12 protein-coding genes are annotated in these 19,112 nt (G+C 63.0%); 7 read left to right on the top strand and 5 right to left on the bottom strand.

Annotated features, from left to right (window positions below):
* Positions 1–170: 170 nt before the first annotated feature.
* From folC to ABH944_RS43875, 5 genes are all read left to right on the top strand, one after another.
* The gene (folC, locus tag ABH944_RS43895) at positions 171–1,493 is read left to right on the top strand and encodes a bifunctional tetrahydrofolate synthase/dihydrofolate synthase (RefSeq protein WP_404615586.1); all 1,323 of its coding nucleotides are present in this window, start codon (positions 171–173) and stop codon (positions 1,491–1,493) included.
* Between the two features lie 35 nt (positions 1,494–1,528).
* Positions 1,529–2,401, top strand: coding sequence for an SPOR domain-containing protein (locus ABH944_RS43890; RefSeq protein WP_404615584.1), 873 nt, complete (start codon positions 1,529–1,531; stop codon positions 2,399–2,401).
* Positions 2,402–2,407: 6 nt separating this feature from the next.
* Positions 2,408–2,944: a CvpA family protein gene (locus tag ABH944_RS43885; RefSeq protein ID WP_404615582.1), complete on the top strand. Its 537-nt coding sequence runs from the start codon at positions 2,408–2,410 to the stop codon at positions 2,942–2,944.
* A gap of 138 nt (positions 2,945–3,082) precedes the next feature.
* Positions 3,083–4,630, top strand: a complete 1,548-nt coding sequence (gene purF, locus ABH944_RS43880) for an amidophosphoribosyltransferase (RefSeq protein ID WP_404615580.1) — start codon at positions 3,083–3,085, stop codon at positions 4,628–4,630.
* A gap of 265 nt (positions 4,631–4,895) precedes the next feature.
* Positions 4,896–6,086, top strand: a complete 1,191-nt coding sequence (locus tag ABH944_RS43875; RefSeq protein WP_404615578.1) for an O-succinylhomoserine sulfhydrylase — start codon at positions 4,896–4,898, stop codon at positions 6,084–6,086.
* 111 nt (positions 6,087–6,197) lie between these two features.
* Here ABH944_RS43875 and ABH944_RS43870 read toward each other — a convergent pair whose 3' ends face one another.
* Positions 6,198–6,539, bottom strand: a complete 342-nt coding sequence (locus ABH944_RS43870; protein ID WP_062086293.1) for an FKBP-type peptidyl-prolyl cis-trans isomerase — start codon at positions 6,537–6,539, stop codon at positions 6,198–6,200.
* 253 nt (positions 6,540–6,792) lie between these two features.
* Between ABH944_RS43870 and ABH944_RS43865 the strand changes: the two genes are divergently transcribed.
* Together ABH944_RS43865 and ABH944_RS43860 are read left to right on the top strand one after the other, a co-directional pair.
* Positions 6,793–7,956: a sensor histidine kinase gene (locus tag ABH944_RS43865; protein ID WP_404615576.1), complete on the top strand. Its 1,164-nt coding sequence runs from the start codon at positions 6,793–6,795 to the stop codon at positions 7,954–7,956.
* A gap of 61 nt (positions 7,957–8,017) precedes the next feature.
* Positions 8,018–9,433 (top strand): hemolysin family protein, encoded by a 1,416-nt coding sequence (locus ABH944_RS43860; RefSeq protein ID WP_404615574.1) that lies wholly within the window; start codon positions 8,018–8,020, stop codon positions 9,431–9,433.
* A gap of 30 nt (positions 9,434–9,463) precedes the next feature.
* On the opposite strand, the gene treY is transcribed toward ABH944_RS43860, so the two are convergent.
* The 4 genes from treY to glgX all read right to left on the bottom strand — a co-directional run bounded on the left by treY (position 9,464) and on the right by glgX (position 18,823).
* Positions 9,464–12,382 carry a malto-oligosyltrehalose synthase gene (gene treY, locus ABH944_RS43855; RefSeq protein WP_404615572.1) on the bottom strand — a complete coding sequence of 973 codons (2,919 nt, stop codon included), beginning with the start codon at positions 12,380–12,382 and terminating at the stop codon, positions 9,464–9,466.
* A 4-nt stretch (positions 12,383–12,386) separates the two neighbouring features.
* On the bottom strand, positions 12,387–14,603 hold the full coding sequence (malQ, locus tag ABH944_RS43850; protein ID WP_404615570.1) for a 4-alpha-glucanotransferase: 2,217 nt from the start codon (positions 14,601–14,603) through the stop codon (positions 12,387–12,389).
* Entirely contained in the window at positions 14,600–16,477 is a 1,878-nt protein-coding gene (treZ, locus tag ABH944_RS43845) for a malto-oligosyltrehalose trehalohydrolase (RefSeq protein ID WP_404615568.1), read from the bottom strand. Before treZ ends, malQ begins: the two co-directional genes overlap by 4 nt.
* Before the next feature lie 90 nt (positions 16,478–16,567).
* The gene (gene glgX, locus ABH944_RS43840) at positions 16,568–18,823 is read right to left on the bottom strand and encodes a glycogen debranching protein GlgX (protein ID WP_404615566.1); all 2,256 of its coding nucleotides are present in this window, start codon (positions 18,821–18,823) and stop codon (positions 16,568–16,570) included.
* Positions 18,824–19,112: the final 289 nt, after the last annotated feature.

The following is a 19,112-nucleotide window of genomic DNA, read 5'->3' as shown; positions in this document are numbered from 1 at the left end:
ACTCATGCAGACCGCTAACGCCGAAAGCAGCAACCCGGCACTGACTCCGACCGCTAACCCCAGAACCTGACACCCCGGCATAACCCCGACCACTAGCGCCAAAAGCACCACCTAGCACCAATCCGCCCAGTACCAACCGACCTAGCACCAACCCCTACGCACGATCACTCATGGCGACTTCATCGAATACCTTCCCCACCCTGGACGCGTGGCTTACCCACCTGGAATCGGCGCATCCGGTCGGCATCGACATGGGCCTGACGCGCATCAGCAAAGTGCGCGACGCGCTTGGCCTGAAGTTCACGTGCCCCGTGATTACGGTCGGCGGGACGAACGGCAAGGGTTCGACCTGCGCGATCATCGAAACCATCCTGGTGCGCGCGGGGTATCGCGTGGGCTGTCATACGTCGCCGCACCTGCTCGACTTCAATGAGCGCGCGCGGCTAAACGGCATCGACGCCACGGACGACGAGTTGCTCGAGCACTTCGAAGCCGTCGAGCAGGCCCGCGCGAGCATGGCCGAGCCGGTCACGCTCACGTACTTCGAATTCACCACGCTCGCGATCATGCGACTGTTCGCCACGCGTGACCTGGACGCGGTGATTCTCGAAGTGGGGTTGGGCGGGCGCCTGGACGCCGTCAATATCATCGATACCGATTGCGCGATCGTCACCAGTATCGATATTGACCATACGGAATATCTGGGCGACACGCGCGAGAAAATCGGCTTCGAGAAAGCGGGTATTTTCCGCCCGGATACGCCCGCCATTTGCGGCGATCCTTCGCCGCCGCAGTCGTTGATCGACCATGCAAAGGCAATTGGCGCGGATCTGTGGCTGGTCGGCCGCGATTTCCGCTACGAAGCGCAAGGCGGCAATGAGCGCCAGCAGTGGAGCTACATCGGCCGGACGCAGCGGCGCTCGGCGCTCGCTTACCCGGCTTTGCGGGGCGCAAACCAACTGATCAATACATCGGCGGCGCTGGCCGCGCTCGAAGCGTTGCGAGAGTGTATTCCCGTGTCTGCACAAGACATTCGCCTGGGACTCGCGAACGTCGAGTTGCCAGGGCGTTTTCAAGTGGTGCCGGGCAAACCGCAAGTGATCCTCGATGTCGCTCACAACCCCCACGCCGCCGCCGTTTTGGCTCAGAATCTCGGCAACATGGGCTTTTTCCCGTACACGTACGCAGTCTTCGGCGCGATGGGCGACAAGGACATTGCCGGGGTCGTCGAGCATCTGAAGGGCGAGATCGACCACTGGAACGTAACCGCCTTGCCGACCCCGCGCGCCGCGTCTCCGGCCATGCTGGAAAGCGTTTTACGCAATGCCGGCGTCAACGATAGTAGTGACAGCAGCGTTACACAATTCAACAATCCGGCCGACGCTTTCCAAGATGCGTTAAAGCGAGCGTCCGAAAATGATAGAATTTTGGTTTTCGGCAGTTTCCATACGGTGGCCGGCGTAATGGCTTACCGTAAATCGCAGCATCATTGAACGGACGGCCGGCCAGCCTCTCGCACAAGCCAACCATGTCCTTTTTCTCGTTCGGCAAGAAAGACGACGCGCCCTCGGGTCGCGAAGCATACTCCGACTCCCCGCGCGGCTCGCGTCAGACCGTGCGTACCGAACGCCGGACGCGCCGCAGCGACCGCCCCGAAGCCGACGCAATGATGCTCGACCCCACCCTGCCCGAAAAGCAGCGTGCGCGGCGGCGTCTGGTCGGGGCGCTGGCGCTGGTCGCGGCGGCGGTGATTATCCTGCCAATGGTGCTGGATTCGCATCCGAAGCCCGTCACTGACGACATCTCCATCGACATCCCGGCACGCCCGGCGGCGCCTTTGCCCAAGACGAGCCACAGCGATGCGACGGATGCCGGCGCAGTCGATTCGTCAGCGGATACGCAAGCCGGCGTAGCGCCGGATGGTCCGGCAACACCGGCTCCGGGCAATGCAGCGGCGGTGGCTTCGAAGCCCGCCTCTGCGGTCAATTCGAAGCAAACTTCTAAACCGGCGGAAACGCAAGCGCAGGCCAAGGCCGCCGCGCCACAGCCTGAAGCTAAGCCGGTGGTGCCACCAGCAACGGCCGCCAAGGCGCCGGTAGACGCACCTGCAGCTACCGCGGCCACTCCGAAACCGAACACGCCGTCCTCCCCGGCGGGCAGCCGTTTCGTGGTCCAGATCGGTATCTTCGATGAAGACGCTGCGGCCCAAGGCTGGGTGACCAAGTTGAAGGCGGCGGGAGTGCCCGCATATATCGAACATCGGAAACAGGCTGACGGCAGCACTCGCACGCTGTTGCGTGCCGGACCGTTTGCCGACCGGGCGGCTGCATCGGCGGCGTTGGTCAAGGTGCGGCAAGCCGGACTCGGCGGCGGCAGCAGCAATAACGCGTCGGCGAACTAGCTGTAGATGTTTACGAGTTTCGACTACGCGGTGATGGCCGTGATCGGCCTCTCCGCGCTGCGCGGCATGTGGCGCGGACTGCTGGCCGAAGTGTTCGGACTGATCGGCTGGATCGCGGCGCTGTTGATTGCAGGGCGGTTTGTCGGTCTGGTCGTGCCTTACATTCCGGAGCACTGGCCGGGCGGGGCGCTGACCCAGTGGCTGATTGCATTTTTGCTGATTGTCGCGGGTGTGCTGGTGGTGTCGAGTGTGGCTGGCGCGTTGTTGACGCGCGTGACCGAAGTGGTCGGGCTGCGCGGCATCGACCGGTCGCTTGGACTGTTGTTCGGCCTCGTGAGAGGAGCCATTCTGGTAGTGATCCTGGTCGCCCTCGCGGGCTTGACCGAACTGCCGCAACACGATTTCTGGCGTAACGCGTTGTTCCGGCCTGCGGCTGAACAAGGCGTGCGAGAACTGAAACCGCTGCTTCCCGATACGCTCGCCGCGTACCTGCGCACACCGCCGGACGGTCCGCAAGATCCGCCCGCCACCCCTGCGCAATGACGTCCTGGCCCGCTACCCGAGAATCCCGCGACGGCTCGGCGCAACACCCTGCAGTCTGATCACCCCGTCAGGGGCGTCCCGCATTCGTTGCACCGATACGCCTTTTGGACCCGTTTCGACTCTTTGAAGGACCATGCCATGTGCGGCATCGTAGGCGTAGTTTCCCAGACTCCCGTTAATCAGTTGATTTATGACAGCTTGCTGCTCTTGCAGCATCGCGGGCAGGACGCGGCTGGCATTGCAACGGCCAACGGCAATAACTTCCACATGCATAAGGCCAACGGCATGGTGCGCGACGTGTTCCGCACGCGCAACATGCGCAGCCTGCCGGGCAATGTCGGCATTGGCCAGGTGCGTTATCCGACGGCCGGAAATGCATCGAGCGAGGAAGAAGCCCAGCCGTTCTACGTGAACGCGCCGTTCGGCATCATCCTCGCCCACAACGGCAACCTGACGAACTGGCCGCAATTGAAGGAAGAGATGTTCCGGATCGATCGCCGGCACATCAACACCGCGTCAGATACCGAAGTCCTGCTCAATGTCTTCGCCCATGAACTGCAGTTGTCCAGCTCCGGCCTGGAACTCGATCCGGCCGCGCTGTTCAAGGCGGTGAGCGGTGTGCATCGGCGAGTGAAGGGTTCGTACGCCATCGTCTCGCTGATCGCGGGTTACGGCCTCGTCGCTTTCCGCGACCCGTTCGGCATCCGTCCGCTGGTCCTCGGCAAGCAGGAAACCGCGACCGGCGTGGAGTGGATGGTGGCGTCGGAATCGGTGGCCGTTGAAGGTATCGGCTTCGAGTTCGTGCGTGACGTGGAGCCGGGCGAAGCCATTTTCATCGATAACGACGGCAACCTGCACAGCCAGCAATGCGCCGAAAACCCGAGCCTGAACCCCTGCATCTTCGAACTCGTGTATCTCGCGCGTCCGGATTCGTGCCTCGACGGCGTGCCGGTCTACAACGCGCGCCTGCGCATGGGCGATTACCTCGCCGAGAAGATCAAGCGCGTGCTGCCGGACGTGCCTATCGACGTGGTCATGCCGATTCCCGATTCATCGCGTCCCGCCGCCATGCAGGTGGCCGCGAAACTGGGCGTGGAGTATCGCGAAGGTTTCTTCAAGAATCGCTATGTTGGCCGCACCTTCATCATGCCGGGCCAGGCAGTGCGCAAGAAGTCGGTGCGCCAGAAACTCAACGCCATGGCGATCGAGTTCAAGGGCAAGAACGTGCTGATCGTCGATGATTCCATCGTGCGCGGGACGACATCGCATGAAATCGTGCAGATGGCGCGCGATGCAGGCGCTGCCAAGGTGATCTTCGCGTCCGCTGCGCCGCCGGTGAAGTTCCCGAACGTGTATGGCATCGACATGCCCACGCGCGGCGAACTGGTCGCGCATGGCCGTTCGGACGAGGAAGTGGCGCGCATGATCGGCGCGGATCATCTGGTGTATCAGGATGTGGCCGATCTGAAGCAGGCCATTCGCGACATCAATCCGGCGCTGCGTGAATTCGATGCATCGTGCTTCGATGGCAACTACATCACCGGCGACATCGACTCGGCTTATCTGGATCGTCTGGAAACGTCGCGCCTTGCACCGCAAGCGCAGTCGGATCGCGACGCCGCGAGTGAGGGAATGGAAGGCGATGTATCGCGTTCGCAGCTGCACTTGCAGTTGTCGGTGGAGTGACCGGGCAAGGAAACGCGTGATAGGATTGTGTTTGCGTCGATTTGAGATCAGCTTGCGGACGCGGGTTTTGATGAACGGACTAGTTGTCTAGCCTGAGTCGGAACCCGAAACAGCTAAAGCGAACCGGTGGCGAATCAGGATCACGCACCCGCGACGCTACAGGCTTTTCCGCACCGAGCCCGCTCATGCTGACGCAGAAGCGGGCTTTTTTGCGTCCCGGTTTTCTGGCCGGGCTAATGAATAGATGGGAATGGAAAACACGAACATGGACGAAAACCTCAACTTCGATACGCTCGCCGTTCGCGCCGGAACGCTGCGCAGTGACTTCAACGAGCACTCGGAAGCGATTTTCCTGACATCGAGCTTTGTGTTCGAGAGCGCCGCGCATGCCGCGGAGAGCTTCAAGAACGCCGAAGAGGCGTACACGTACTCGCGCTTCACGAACCCGACGGTCGCGATGTTCCAGAACCGTTTGGCAGCGCTGGAAGGTGGCGAGGCGTGCATGGCGACGGCGTCGGGCATGGCCGCGATCATGTCGGTGGTGATGTGCTCCATGCAGCAGGGCGACCACCTGGTCAGCTCGAAGAGTTTGTTCGGCTCGACGGTGGGCATGTTCTCGCAGATCTTCACGAAGTTCGGCATTACGACCACGTTCGTCGATCCTACCAATCTGGATGAATGGCGAGCCGCTGTGCGTCCCGAGACGAAGATGTTTTTCCTGGAAACGCCGTCGAATCCGCTGACCGAGATTGCGGACATCGAGGCGATCGGGAAGATCTCGAAGGAAGTGGGCGCATTGTTTGTCGTCGATAACTGTTTCTGTAGCCCGGCATTGCAGCAGCCGCTGAAGCTTGGTGCGGATGTCGTAATGCATTCGGCAACCAAGTTCCTCGATGGTCAGGGACGCGTGCTGGGCGGCGCGCTGGTCGGCTCGAAGCAGTTCATCATGGAAAAGGTGTTTCCGTTCGTGCGCAGTGCGGGGCCGACGTTATCCGCGTTCAACGCGTGGGTGTTGTTGAAGGGGATGGAAACGCTGTCGTTGCGGGTGGAAAAGCAGTCGGCGAATGCGCTGGAAATCGCGCGCTGGCTGGAGACGCATCCGGCGATCGAGCGCGTGTTTTATCCGGGGCTCGAGTCTCATCCGCAATACGCGATTGCGAAGAAGCAGCAGAAGGCGGGCGGGGCGATCGTATCGTTCGAGTTGAAGGGTCAGACGCGCGAAGAGCAGCGCGCGAATGCGTGGCGCGTGATCGATGCAACGAAAATCTGTTCGATCACCGGCAATCTTGGGGATACGCGGACGACCATCACACATCCGTCGACGACAACGCACGGACGGTTGACGCCCGAAGTGCGGGAAGCGTCGGGGATTCGCGAAGGGCTGATCCGGCTGGCGGTGGGGCTGGAAAATGCCGGGGATATTCGCGCGGATCTGGAGCGCGGGTTGAACGGGTAATTCCGGTTGCACGGGGCGGGGACCGGGTTTTGGCTTAACGAACGCCCAACCCGGCACTCCCGCCCAGTCGCACCGACGGTTCATGCAAAACCCCGTCGGCGCGAGCGAACCTTAAACTTCCAGCAATTCCACTTCAAACACCAGCGTCGCATTCGGCGGAATCACGCCACCGGCGCCGCGCACGCCGTAACCGAGTTGCGGCGGAATGGTCAGCTTGCGCTTGCCGCCTACCTTCATACCCTGCACGCCCTCGTCCCAGCCCTTGATGACCATGCCGCCGCCGAGCACAAAAGCGAACGGATCATTACGGTCGTGACTGGAGTCGAACTTCTGGCCGTCCGTGAGCCAGCCCGTGTAATGCACGCTCACCGACTTGCCGGCAACGGCTTCAGCACCTTCGCCCACCGTCAAATCTTCATACTTGAGCCCTGAGTCGGTCGTCACGATCGCCATGTAACACTCCTTGTAAAAGCCGGCACCGCCGGCTGGATCTAAAACCGGTATTGTAGGGCTTTCGGGTGGCATCGTTACACCCGGCGAAGCGTGCACGCGGTTTGCTGCACGCTCTGGCCATATCTCCAAAATCGGGAGGAAGGGCCGGCCAGCCCCAGGCAGAAAGCCCGGAAGCCATCTCCTATAATGGCCAGTCATCTCGATAACACCGGGCAAGATACTCGCACTCATCAACGCTCAAGGACCTCCTATCGTGACAACGTCTTTTTCCGGCACGGTCGAAACGGGGCGCGTTCCCCGTCCTGAAGCGCCGGTCGCGGGCACGGACGGCGTGCTCGTGCTGGATCTCGCGCAACGCTGTCTGTCAGCCGATACCGTTCTCGCGCATCTGTTCGATCTCGACGCCAACGCGTTGCAAGGCCGTGCTCTCGCCGATACCGCCTTACCCAAACCCCTGATCGCCGTGCTCGCTGAAGCCGCCGACGCCGCCATTGCCGCCGGCAGCGTGCGTCGCGCGCGGGTATCCATTGACGAGGGCGAAGGTGCACCGTCGAGATCGCGTTCGTTCACCATCCTCGCGCTGCCCGGCAGCACCGGCCGGGCCGACACCGTGTCGCTGATCGTCTCGCCGTATAGCCCCGCGGGGTCGGCATCGGCGGAAGGCCAGGCGGCGCAAGCCGACGACCGCACCGCGCATCTGCGTGCGGAAGCGGCGTTGTTCATGCGTGATCACGTGCTCGGCGTTGTATCGCATGATTTGCGCGGTCCGCTGAACGCGATCCATAGCTGGGGTTACGTGCTGGAGCGCAAAGTCGATACCACCGACGCCGCCGCCCAACGCGCGCTCGGCGGCATTCGCTCGGGCGTGGAACAGCAAGTGAAGCTGATCGAGCAACTTATCGATACCACCCGCGCCGAGACCAAAACGCTCGCGCTCGACCGCGCGCCGATCGCGCTGCGGCACCTGATGGAAGAGAGCGTCCGCCAGGCTCGCGCGAGTCTGGCGAACGCGCGTCATGTCACGCTGCACGTCGAATCAGCGTTGGTGGAAGACCAGATCAGCGCTGACGGCGAACGTCTCGCCCAAGCGCTCTGGCTGATGCTTGCGTTCGCCACCGAGGCGAGCGCGGCGGATTCAAAGGTGGTGTTGAATGGCTCGATGGACGGCGGCGCGTTCAGCGCGGTCGCCACGTTCACCGTATCGCAGAAAGCACTTTTGGATCCTGAACTTACCCATGTGCTTGAGACATTTGCGCGCACCCAGGCAACGTTGCCTCGGGAAGCCGCGCGTATCGCGTGGGTGCTCGCCCTGTGCAAACGCGTGGCGGAAGCGCACGGCGGTACGTTCGAACACGACGATTTCGCCGATGGCACCGCCGTTGCGCTCACGTTTCGCGTGCCGTTGAGCGCCGCCTGATTTATCTTTCGTTCAACTTGCGCCTCTATACTGGTGCTTTCTTTTTGCGGAGCAAGTTGCTTTGAATCAGGTTGTCGCGCTAATTGGTGCCTTGTTGCTCGTCGCGTTGAACGGGTTTTTCGTCGCGGCCGAGTTCGGACTCGTCAAACTGCGCGCCACGCGCGTTCAGGCAATCGCCCGGTCGAACGGGTTGCCTGGCCGTTTGCTGGCCAAGGTCCATGGCAAGCTCGACGCGTACCTGTCCGCGTGTCAGCTCGGCATCACGCTGGCGTCGCTCGGGCTTGGCTGGCTGGGCGAACCGGCGTTCGCTCAATTGCTGCATCCGTTGTTCGCACTCGCGGGTATCGAATCAGCCAAGCTGATCGACGCCGTCTCGCTGTTCTTCGCGTTCTCCTGTATTTCGTTCCTGCACATCGTGGTGGGTGAACTCGCGCCGAAATCGTGGGCGATCCGGCGCGCCGAACAGGTCGGGCTGTGGGTCGCCATGCCGCTCTACGGTTTTTACTGGGCCATGTATCCGTTCATCTGGGTGCTGAATTCGAGCGCGAATTTCGTGTTGCGGTTGTTCGGGCTCGGAGGGGAACATGGCGGCGACGCTCACTATTCCACCGATGAACTCAAGCTGATCCTGCGCGGCCGTCGCCTGAGCGGGGCGTCGACGGCTCCCTTGCCGGGCGCAACCGGCGTGGCGGGTTTAGCCGCGCCGGCCGGGTCTGCGTATAACGCCGATGAGTGGAACACCATCGCCCATTCGCTCGATTTCAGCCGCATGACGGTCTCGGACCTCATGCGCCCGAGCCACGAAATGGTCGGCCTGCGCAACGACGTGCCCATGCGCGACAACATGCAGGTGATTGCGCGCCACCGCTTCAGCCGCTACCCCCTGTTCGCCGATGCCTCCGGTGAACATGTCCTCGGCATGATTCACCTGAAAGACCTGCTGCTTGCACGCAATGGCGCCGGGCGCGGCCTGCTGGGCCTGAACCGTCAGGACACGAAGCCGGACGCGCTCGCCCAGCATGTGCGTCCGGTGCAATACGTCGCGGGCAATCTGTCGGCGCTCGAATTGTTCCGGCGCTTTCGCAAGGGCGCGCCGCACTTTGCGCTGGTTGGACGCAAGGGGCAGAAGCCGATCGGCTTCCTGACGCTCGATAACCTGCTGGGCGCGCTGGTCGGCCAGATTCACGACGAGTTCCGTCAAGGCGACGCGGACTGGTCGCGCATGGACGACGGCACGCTGATGGGCAAGGGCAGCTTGCCGGTGGTGTCGCTGGAACGGGCGTTGGGGATTGATATCGATGAAGGTCAGGCGGAGTCGGTCGGGGGACTCGTGATCAATGCGCTCGGCGACCTGCCGAGCGAAGGGCAACGGGTCGGTTTTGATCGCTTCGATATCGTGGTGAAGAAGATGAACGGGCCGCGCATCGTGCTGGTACGCGTGTACCCGCATGAAGAGGTGGCGCAGGAAGCGGAGTGATTTTCACCCCGCTTGCAGCCCTGAGCCAATTCAGACTTTTGGCACCCCTTCTTCCATCAGCAACGCGACCGGCATGGACGCCAGCGCGTCGCGCATGAACAAGCGCTGACCATCCGACGTCGGCGCGTTCGGGCTCAGCCAGTCGAACAACGCCCTTGACGCCAGCGCCTCTGGCAAAAGGACTGCCGTATCGCCCCAATGAGCGGCATCCACCAACGGCAGGCCGGTATTGCTTCCGGCCAGCAATGAATCGGCCAGCCGTGTCGCGATCACCACCGCGTAGGCGTTGCCCGCATGCCGTGCAAATGCAATCACGCTGTCCGCGTGCGCGCCTTCCACCTTCAGCGGGATATAAGCGCCCTGTTCGAATAGCGAATGCGCGTGCGTGCGCAACGCCAGCGCCCGCCGCACAATGCCCAGCTTCACCCGGCCGTCGCGCCAGTTTTTCAATTGCTCGGATGGCGCACCTTCCGCCTCGCCCTCACTCAACCATGCCCGCCGTTGCTCGAAGTCGACCGGCCGCCGGTTATCAGGATCGACGAGACTGAAGTCCCATAGTTCGGTCCCCTGATAAAGATCCGGCACACCGGGCGATGTCAGCCGCAACAACGTCTGCTGGAAACTATTGATCGCGCCAGTCCGCGCGACACGTTCCACGAATGCCGGCAATTCGCCCAGGAAACCATCGCGGCGCTGTGGCGCGAGGATATCGAAGAGAAAATCGCGGCATGCATTCTCGTACGCTTCATCCGGCGCGAACCAGCTCGTGCGTAACTTGGCTTCACGCAGCGCCTTCAACTGCCACGCGCTCACGCGTTCGGCCAGTTCTTTCACGCCCGCCTGGTTGTCGGGGGAGAGCGTCGGCGGCCAGCAGCCGACCAGCGTCTGGTACAGCATGGCTTCGGCTGCAGCACCCGGCGCCCAGTCGTTTTTATCGCCGTTCAACACACGCCGGTGCGGCGCGTTCAACGTCGACCAGCTTCGCAACGTTGCAGCCCATTCATCGGGAATCTGGCTCAAACCCGCGATCCGCGCGCGCACGTCTTCGCCGCGTTTGTGATCGTGCGTCGCGGTATTGAGCATCGCGTTCGGGAAGCGTTTGGCGCGCTCCAGATTACCCGCATGGAACGCATCGACCGACAACGAGAACTCGCCCGGATCGGCGCCCACTTCGTTGCGCGAGATCAGCCGGCCGTATCGGTAACACGCGGTGTCTTCAATCGCCTTGGCTGCGACCGGTGAAGTTAGTTGGGAGAACAGAGTTTGCGCGTTGCGTCGATGTGAACCGCTCGAATTCGAGCCTGCGCTGTTCGCTTGCAGATTCTGATTTGGGACGCCGGCGGACTGACGATCCCGATCCCGTCCGCGATCGAGCAGGCGCTCGCGTTCGCGCGGTTTCTCTTCGACGGCTTCGTCGCCGCCCGGACCCCCGAGCCACTGCGCGACCTGATCAAGGATGACCAGATCGGCGGGTGACAGCGCGGCCTTCGCGCCTTTATAAGCTTGCGAGAAAAAGCGTTCATCGTCTTCGCTGCGCTGACCGCCCACGGGGTAGATCCGGTACACCGGAAAGTGCACCACGAGTTCAGCCACGACCCGGCGCAGCGATGAATACGTGAAGTCGCGCGTAACGGGCGTATCACGCGCGATCCGATGCAACGCTCGCGCGGCGCGGTCGAGTTCGGCGGACAAGTTCTCGCACAAGATCTTGCGCCGCGCAGCTTCCGCTTCGACGGCAAAGTCCGCCGGGCGTCCGGACAATTCGGCCCAGCTTTTTGCCAGCGGTTCGGCGCCGCGCGGATCGTGCAGCAACGCGCCGACGTCGTTCATGAAGTCGTAGCCGGTGGTGCCGTCGATGCGCCAGTCGTCACGCACGGGTTCGCCGCGCGCCAGGATTTTTTCGACGACGAAATACGTGCGGCCCTCCCTGAGATTCTCCGGCCGATGTTCCGCGAGTTCTTCAAGCCGGCCACGCAAGCGCTGGCAATATTCACGCGGCTCGGCGAGGCCATCGACGTGATCGATTCTCACGCCGTCGATCAGCCCTTCAGTGAAGAGCTTGAAAATCAGCGCATGCGATGCCTCGAACACTTCAGGGCGCTCGACGCGCATGCCGCCGAGCGTGCTGACGTCGAAGAAACGGCGCCAGTTCACTTCATCCGCGGCGGTGCGCCACCAGGCGAGCCGGTAGTGCTGCCGTTCCAGCAACCGATGCAAGCGGTCGCGGCCAACGGGGTTATCGCCGGAATGCGCCTGCACGGCGGCGTCAATGACTTGCTTGCCATCGGCGGTGGCCGCGTACTCCTTCAAGGCGGCTCGCGCTTCGTCTGCGCGCGGCTGGTCGCCGGGTTGCGTGGACAGCCCCGTGAAGCGCTGCGCCATCTCGGGCGCGTGGTCCTGCAACACCGACGTGTAGTCGAGCGGACTCACCGGAAACGTGTGCGTGTAGTACTCGATCTTGAAGCGGCCCGCGTCGGCGTCGAATACGAGCTTGATCTTGCCGGCCTGCAATTCCTCGCCATACGCTGCACCCAGGAATGGCGCGAGCACTTTGCCGCGTAACGCGGGATCGGGCGAATGCCAGTCGATGTCGAAATAGCGCGCATGGGCCGCGTGCCGCCCCCATTCGAGGATGTCCATCCACCAGAGGTTTTCCGACCCGCCCACGCCCATGTGATTCGGCACCACGTCCACGATCAGGCCCATCTGGTACGCGCGCAGCTTCTCGACCAGGCGCCTCAGGCCTTCTTCACCGCCAAGTTCCGGATTGACGCGGTTGTAGTCCACGGTGTCGTAGCCATGCGTCGAGCCGCTGGTCGCTGTCGTGATCGGCGATAGATACGCGTGGCTGATCCCGAGCGCGGCCATGTAGTCGACCTGGCGCACGGCGTCGTCGAAGGTGAAATCCTTGTGCAGCTGCAGCCGGAGCGTGGAGCGTGGAACGGTCATGGTGTCAGTCGGTGGGTGAAACGTTATGCGTCGTGGCCGCCTTCGTCCGGGCGGATTTCTGCCGGGCCTGGTCGACAGCAAGCAGGCGGTCGACGAACGAATCGTCGTCGAAGAGTTCGGATACGGGTACAGCCAGCCGCCGGCGCCAGTTCGGATGCTCGTCGATGGAGCCGGGCAGGTTCGGCATCTCGGCGAGTGCGAGCAAATCTTCCAGCGGGTAGATCGCGAGCGGCGCGGGCGTGGCCGCCACGAACGCGAGTGCTTCGTCTACCGGTGCGTTCTGCGGGGAGATATCGGCGGGCACGGAGACATCGGGCGCGGCGACACCGGCTTCCTGAAAGGCAGACCACAGCAATTTACGGTCCTCGCCACGCTCCGTCCGGGCCAGTTCGACAGGATCCCGCCCGTCCGCTCGCGCGGCTGTCTGGCCGATCTTCGAGCGCCACACTATGTCCTCGCCAATCCACCAGCCGGTGACCGTTGGCAGGTCGTGCGTGGTGGTGGTCGCGGCCACGTCGTGATCCCAGTCGGCCGGCGCCTTGAAGCCAGGGCCTTTTTCCGCGCGTTCGAACCAGAGCACGCGGATGCCAAGCAGACCGTGTTCCTGCAGGCGTTCGCGAAAGCCCGGCGGAACCGTGCCCAGGTCCTCGCCGATCACGATGGCTTTATGCCGCCACGACTCGAGCGCGATCAGCCGCAGCAGGTCGTCGAGCGGATAACGCAGGTACGCGCCGTTCTTCGCGCTTTCGCCGTCGGGTACGAGCCAGAGACGCCGCAAGCCGAGGATGTGATCGATACGGATACCGCCCGCGAGCGTGAACGCGGCACGCAGCATATCGATGAACGCCGAAAAGCCCTGCGTGCGCATCGCGCGGGGGGAGAAGGTGGTGAGGCCCCATGACTGCCCGGCCTGGTTGAAGAGATCAGGCGGCGCACCGACCGACACGCCCTGCAGCATTTCATCGCGATACGACCACGCGTGGCTGCCTGCGCTGTCGCAACCCACGGCCAGATCCGCTATCAGGCCGATCGCCATGCCCGAGTCGCGCGCGACGTGCTGGGCGTGCGACAACCCCTTGGCCGCGAGCCATTGTGCAAACAGGAAAAACTGGACTTCGTCCTTGTGCGCGGTGGCGAATTCCGCAACGGCCGCACTGCGCGGATCGCGCAGTTCTTCGGCCCAGTTGCGCCAGTAGCCTTCGTTGCCTTCCTGCAATTGCGCCGCCTGCAGTGCCTCGAAGCGTGCGTGATCTTCCAGCGCACGGCCGCCGCGTTTCACGAAACGGGCGAAGTCCTTGTGCAACGTATCGCTATCTTGCGCGTTGAACTGCGCGAACAACGCGCGCAGCACGGCCAGTTTCGCCGTCATCACGCGCGGCCAGTCGATTAGCTGAAGCGCTTCGAGTTGGGCGAATTCATCGGCGACACCGGCTGTTTTTATGGCCGCATGTGCCGCTTCCACGCCCAGCACCGCCGTCGGATCGATATGCGCGATGTTCAGGAACAAGCGCGACGAAGGCGAATACGGGCTGAATTTATGCGGCTCGGCGCTGAACATGGCGTGCATCGGGCTGATCGCGATTGCGTGGCCGCCGCGCTGGGCGCTCTCGGCGGCCAGCGTCGCGAGCGCGGAGAAGTCGCCCACGCCGCCGTCGCCTACGCGCCGCAGGCCGTACACCTGCGCGGCTACGCCCCACATCGGCGGAGTCGCGCCACCGCCGGGTTCGAGCTCGCGCCAGGCGTCACCGATGGTGTAGCAGCGCGCCGGCGCCACCGCGAGCGTCGTGTGCTGTTCGTTGATCACAAGCGTGTGATAACCCGGCTCGGAGATAGGCGAGAGCAACGCGGTTGCCCCTTTCGGCGAGGTAAACCGCCCGTCGATCACCGCGCCGCTTTCCAGTTCGATCCTGTATCGCGCGCCTGTTTTCACGGCCGCCATCGGCAGGGAAATCCCACGATCGACTTCCGCAGTCATCAGCGGCGGCAACTTGCGCCCGGACAATTCGGCGTCGAGCGTCGCTGCGCTCTGCTTGAGTTGCGTGGCATTGCCGCAGGGCAGGCCGAGGCGTTCCAGCAGCACTTTCAGCGTCTCTTCCGGCACGCGCCGGATCTGCTTGTGCGCGTCCTGCCACTCGACCTCGAAACCGGCCTTGGCAGCGAGCGCCTCAATGGCGCTGGGGGTTTTATCCGGCGTAGCCGGGGTGTTGATGGTCGTGCTCACGAGGTTTTCCCCGACGCTTTGACGCGGTGAGCGTCATGATTGAACGCGGCGTCGGCGAAATCGCCAGTCAGCCACGCGATAAAAGTCTCGGCGCCCAGCTCGCCGCGATCCGCTGGATCACGGGCACGGGCGGGCGTTTCGAATACAACCTTGCCCGGCGGATGACCGGTGAGCGCAACGGCTTGCTTGCCCAGATTGAGCGCAACGGAATAGGTGCTGCCGTCGCCGAGCCGCCAGTTCGCCAGCACCGCTTTCTCTCCGATGACCTTGGCTCCGAGCGCCTTCGCGCCCCTCAGATGCGGCATCACGAGCTTCGTGCGCACAGCCAGCGCCGAGCGATAGAAGTGCAGCCAGTCGTTGTGATCGGCGGTTCGCCTGCTTTCATCGGGAGACGACATCCTGAACGTCTCGACGGCGTTGGGATCGGGAATCTGCGCGCGGCGCTTTTCATCGGTGAACGCGGAGAATTTTGCAAATTCCTTGCGACGGCCTTCGCGCACGGCGTCGGCGAGTTCGTCGTGATAGTCGGTGAAGAACAGGAACGGCTGCGTGGAACCGTACTGCTCTTCCATGAACAGCATGGGAATTTGCGGCGTGAGGAGCATCAGGCCCGTTGCGGCGTAGAGCGCATCTTCGCTGCACAGCGAGCGCAGGCGTTCGCCCATTGCCCGGTTGCCGACCTGATCGTGGTTCTGTAAAAACATCACGAAAGCGGTGGGCGGCAAGTGCGCGCTGGGTTCGCCGCGTGGTTTGCCATCGTGGATGGGCGAGGGTTCGCCTTGGTACACAAAACCCTCGCCGAGCACGCGCGCCAGCTTCTGGATCGGCTGGTCGCTGTAGGCGCTGTAATAACTCTCGTCCTCGCCGGTCAGCAGGACGTGCAGCGTGTTGTGCGAGTCGTCGCTCCATTGCGCGTTGAAATGCGATTCAAGCAAATTCGATGTGTTGTGCTCGTTCTCCAGCACCAGATGCACATGCCGGCCCGCTTCCACCGACGAACGCACGCGATCCGACAGTTCGCGCAGCCACGGGTCGTCGTTGATCGCGTGGACGGCGTCGAGGCGCAGACCATCGAAGCGATATTCCATCAGCCAGTACAGCGCGTTGTCGAAGAAGAAGTCGCGCACTTCCGGACGTTCGAAATCGATCGCCGGGCCCCACGGCGTATTCACGCCTTCGCGGAAGAACGACTTGGCGTACGCGCTGAGATAGTTGCCGTCCGGGCCGAAGTGGTTATAGACCACATCGAGGAAGACCATGAGGCCGAGGCCATGCGCGGTATCGATGAGCGCCTTCAGTTCGCAGGGCGTGCCGTATGCCGAGTCGGGTGCGTAGGGCAGCACGCCGTCGTAACCCCAGTTGCGGCTGCCGCTGAAGTCGTTGAGCGGCATCAGTTCGATAGCCGTCACGCCGAGGTGCGCGAATTCCTTCAGGCGGCGCGTCACGCCGGCATAACCGCCCATTGCGCCGACGTGCACTTCGTAAAGCACGGCCTCTTCCCACGGCCGGCCATGCCAGTTCGTGTTTTCCCAGCGATACGCACGCGGGTCGATCACTTCGCTCGGGGCGTGGACGTCGCCGGGCTGGAAACGGGAGGCCGGATCGGGCACCGCGAGATCCGCACTGATCCGGTACCGGTAGCGCGTGCCGGCGCCGCCTTCGGCTAGCGCTTCGAACCAGCCGCCGCCGCTCGGGGTCATGTCGATGAGCGTTGCGGCCGCGTGCTCTCCGTTGGGATAGAGCTCCAGTTGCACCGTCTTCCGCGAAGGCGCCCAGAAGCGATAACGCGCGTGGCCGGCATCGGTGACATGGGCGCCGAAGGGCAGGCAATAGGCGTGGTGATGCTTGTGCGGATCGATTGGGGTTTCGGACATGATGTGTGTGCCTTCAGTGCGCTTGTCAGATACTTTTCGTGAGCCTGCCCGGCGTTCTTGCGTGACGTCTTCAAACCGTCCTTGAGCCGTTCAATTTTCCTCCTTTGCGGGCGGTGTGGCCTCGTGCGCTTTCCAGGGTTCCGCTGTCCGTCGCGGTCCGATCGTGCCCGGGTCCGGCGGCAATGCTGTCAGGAGCCGCGGCCCCTCGTGGGCGCCGGCCATCCAGACGGCCTGCCAGTCGGCGTCCCCTGTGGGCTGTGCCAGCAGCACGACCACGCTGTGCGCCTGCACGTCCAGTTCCGCGCCGATCAGCGGGTATTGCAGGGCGTCGGGCGCAGCGCTATCCATGAGCACATTCCATTCCAAGTGCGGTGCTGGCGGGCTGAAGGTCAGCGCTTGCGCCGACCCGTTCATCATGATCAGGATGACATCGACTTCCCCGTTCAGGCCGGCCCCTGCGCGGCGCAGTGTCAGCGCGCGTCCTTCGGGATCCTGCCACGCGTCGATAGTCAGCGCTGCGCCGCGTTCGTCGAACCAGCTGATGTCGTAGAGACCCGGCAGCACTTCACGGTCGCCGTGGAGAAAGCGCATTTCCCGCAACAGCGGGTAGTTTTTGCGCAGCGCGATCACGCGGGCGACGAAGTCGGTCATCGCGCGGCCTTCGGGCGACTCTGCTTGTGCCCAGTCGGTCCACGAAATCTCGTTGTCCTGGCAATACGCGTTGTTGTTGCCGTGTTGCGTGCGGCCGAATTCGTCGCCGCCGAGCAGCATGGGCGTGCCGAGCGACAGCAGGTTCGTTGCGATCAGCGCGCGCGCCACGCGGCCACGGGTTTCGAGGATGACGGGGTCGTCGGTCGGGCCTTCCACGCCCCAGTTGGCGCTGCAGTTTTCGTTGTGGCCGTCGTTGTTGCCTTCCTGGTTTACCTCGTTGTGTTTCTGCTCGTAGGACGTCACGTCCGCGAGGGTGAAACCGTCGTGCGAGGCGACAAAATTAACCGATGCCCAGGGCTTGCGCATGCGCCGGTGGAACAACTCGGCGGAGCCGGTCAGGCGCGCGGCGAGATCCGGTCTCACGCCGGCGTCGCCGCGCCAGAAGCGGCGTACGCCGTCGCGGAATTTATCGTTCCATTCGGCGAATCCCGGCGGGTGGTTGCCGACCTGATAACCGTCCGGGCCGATATCCCAGGGTTCGGAGATCATCTTGCGGGTGTTGAGGATCGGGTCTTGGCGGATGGCGTCGAAGAAACCGGAACCGGGGTCGAAGCCATGGCCTTCGCGGCCTAGCGTGACGCCGAGATCGAACCGGAAGCCGTCGATGTTGAAGGCCGTGGCCCAGTAGCGCAGCGAGTCCATGACCATTTGCAGCACGCGTGGATGCGACAGGTTCACTGTATTGCCGCAACCGGTTTCGTTGATATAGCTGCGTTCGTCGCCGGGGATCAGGCGGTAGTAGCTGGCGTTGTCGAGGCCGCGCCATGACACTGTTGGCCCGAGCTCGTTGCCTTCGCAGGTGTGGTTGTAGACCACGTCGAGAATCACTTCGATACCGGCTGCGTGGAGCCGGCGCACGGCGATGCGCATCTCGTTGAGCCGGTTGGTCGACAGGTAGGAAGGTTCTGGTGCGAAGAACGCTGCAGTGTTGTAGCCCCAGTAATTCCGGAGACCGCGTTCGACGAGAAAGCGGTCGTTGAGAAACGCGTGCACCGGCAGGAATTCGACGGCCGTGACACCCAGTTTCTGCAGGTGTTCGATGAACCATGGTGACGACAGTGCTGCGAACGATCCGCGTTCGTGCTGGCGGATGTCGTTGCGGAGCATGGAGGTGCCGCGCACGTGGGTTTCGTAGATGACGGTTTCGCCCCAGGGGACATTTGGGCGGGTGTCGCGGGACCAGTCGAAGGCGTCGTCGGTGACGACGCATTTGGGGGTGGCGGGGGCTGAATCGCGCCGGTCCATTGACAGGTCGAGGCGGTTTGAATGTACGCGATAGCCGAACAGTGCGTCGGACCATCGCCATTGGCCGACGAGTTTTTTCGCGTAGGGGTCGAGGAGCAGTTTGTGGGGATTGAAGCGATGTCCGTGGTGCGGCTGGTAGGGGCCGTGGGCGCGCAGGCCGTAGACTGTGCCGGGGTGTGCGCCGGGGAGGTAGCCGTGCCAGATTTCATCGGTGCATTCCGGCAGTTCGAAGCGGGCGAGCTCCTTGCGGCCGGTGGTATCGAAGAGACAGACTTCGATTTTTTGTGCGTTCGCTGAGAACACTGCAAAGTTGACGCCTAAACCGTCCCAGTTGGCTCCGAGCGGGTAAGCCGCGCCCGGGAGTAACTTGTCGGGAAATGAATTAGCCATGGGGTTTCCGTTCGCACTCGGGTTTTGGGGGGTGGTTGCTTGAGGGTGGTTTTGGGTTTCTGGGTGTTGGTCGTTTTGGGGTTAGTCGTTTTGGGGTTAGTCGTTTTGGGGTTAGTGGTTGGGGTTGAGGTTGAGTCGCCAGGTTGTGGGGGTAGCGGTTGGGGTCAATGCCGGGTTGCTAGGTTCCGGGGTTGGCGGTCGGAGTCAGTGCCGGGTTGCTGCTTTCGGCGTTAGCGGTCTGCATGAGTCGGATTTTCTCTTCATCACTATTAGCCACTGTGCGTGGCGT

The sequence above is a fragment of the Caballeronia udeis genome, from assembly GCF_044909315.1.
Classification (GTDB): Bacteria; Pseudomonadota; Gammaproteobacteria; order Burkholderiales; family Burkholderiaceae; genus Caballeronia; species Caballeronia udeis_A.
Note: the sequence above shows the minus strand (reverse complement) of the source record. Positions and strands in the feature narration are given on the sequence as shown.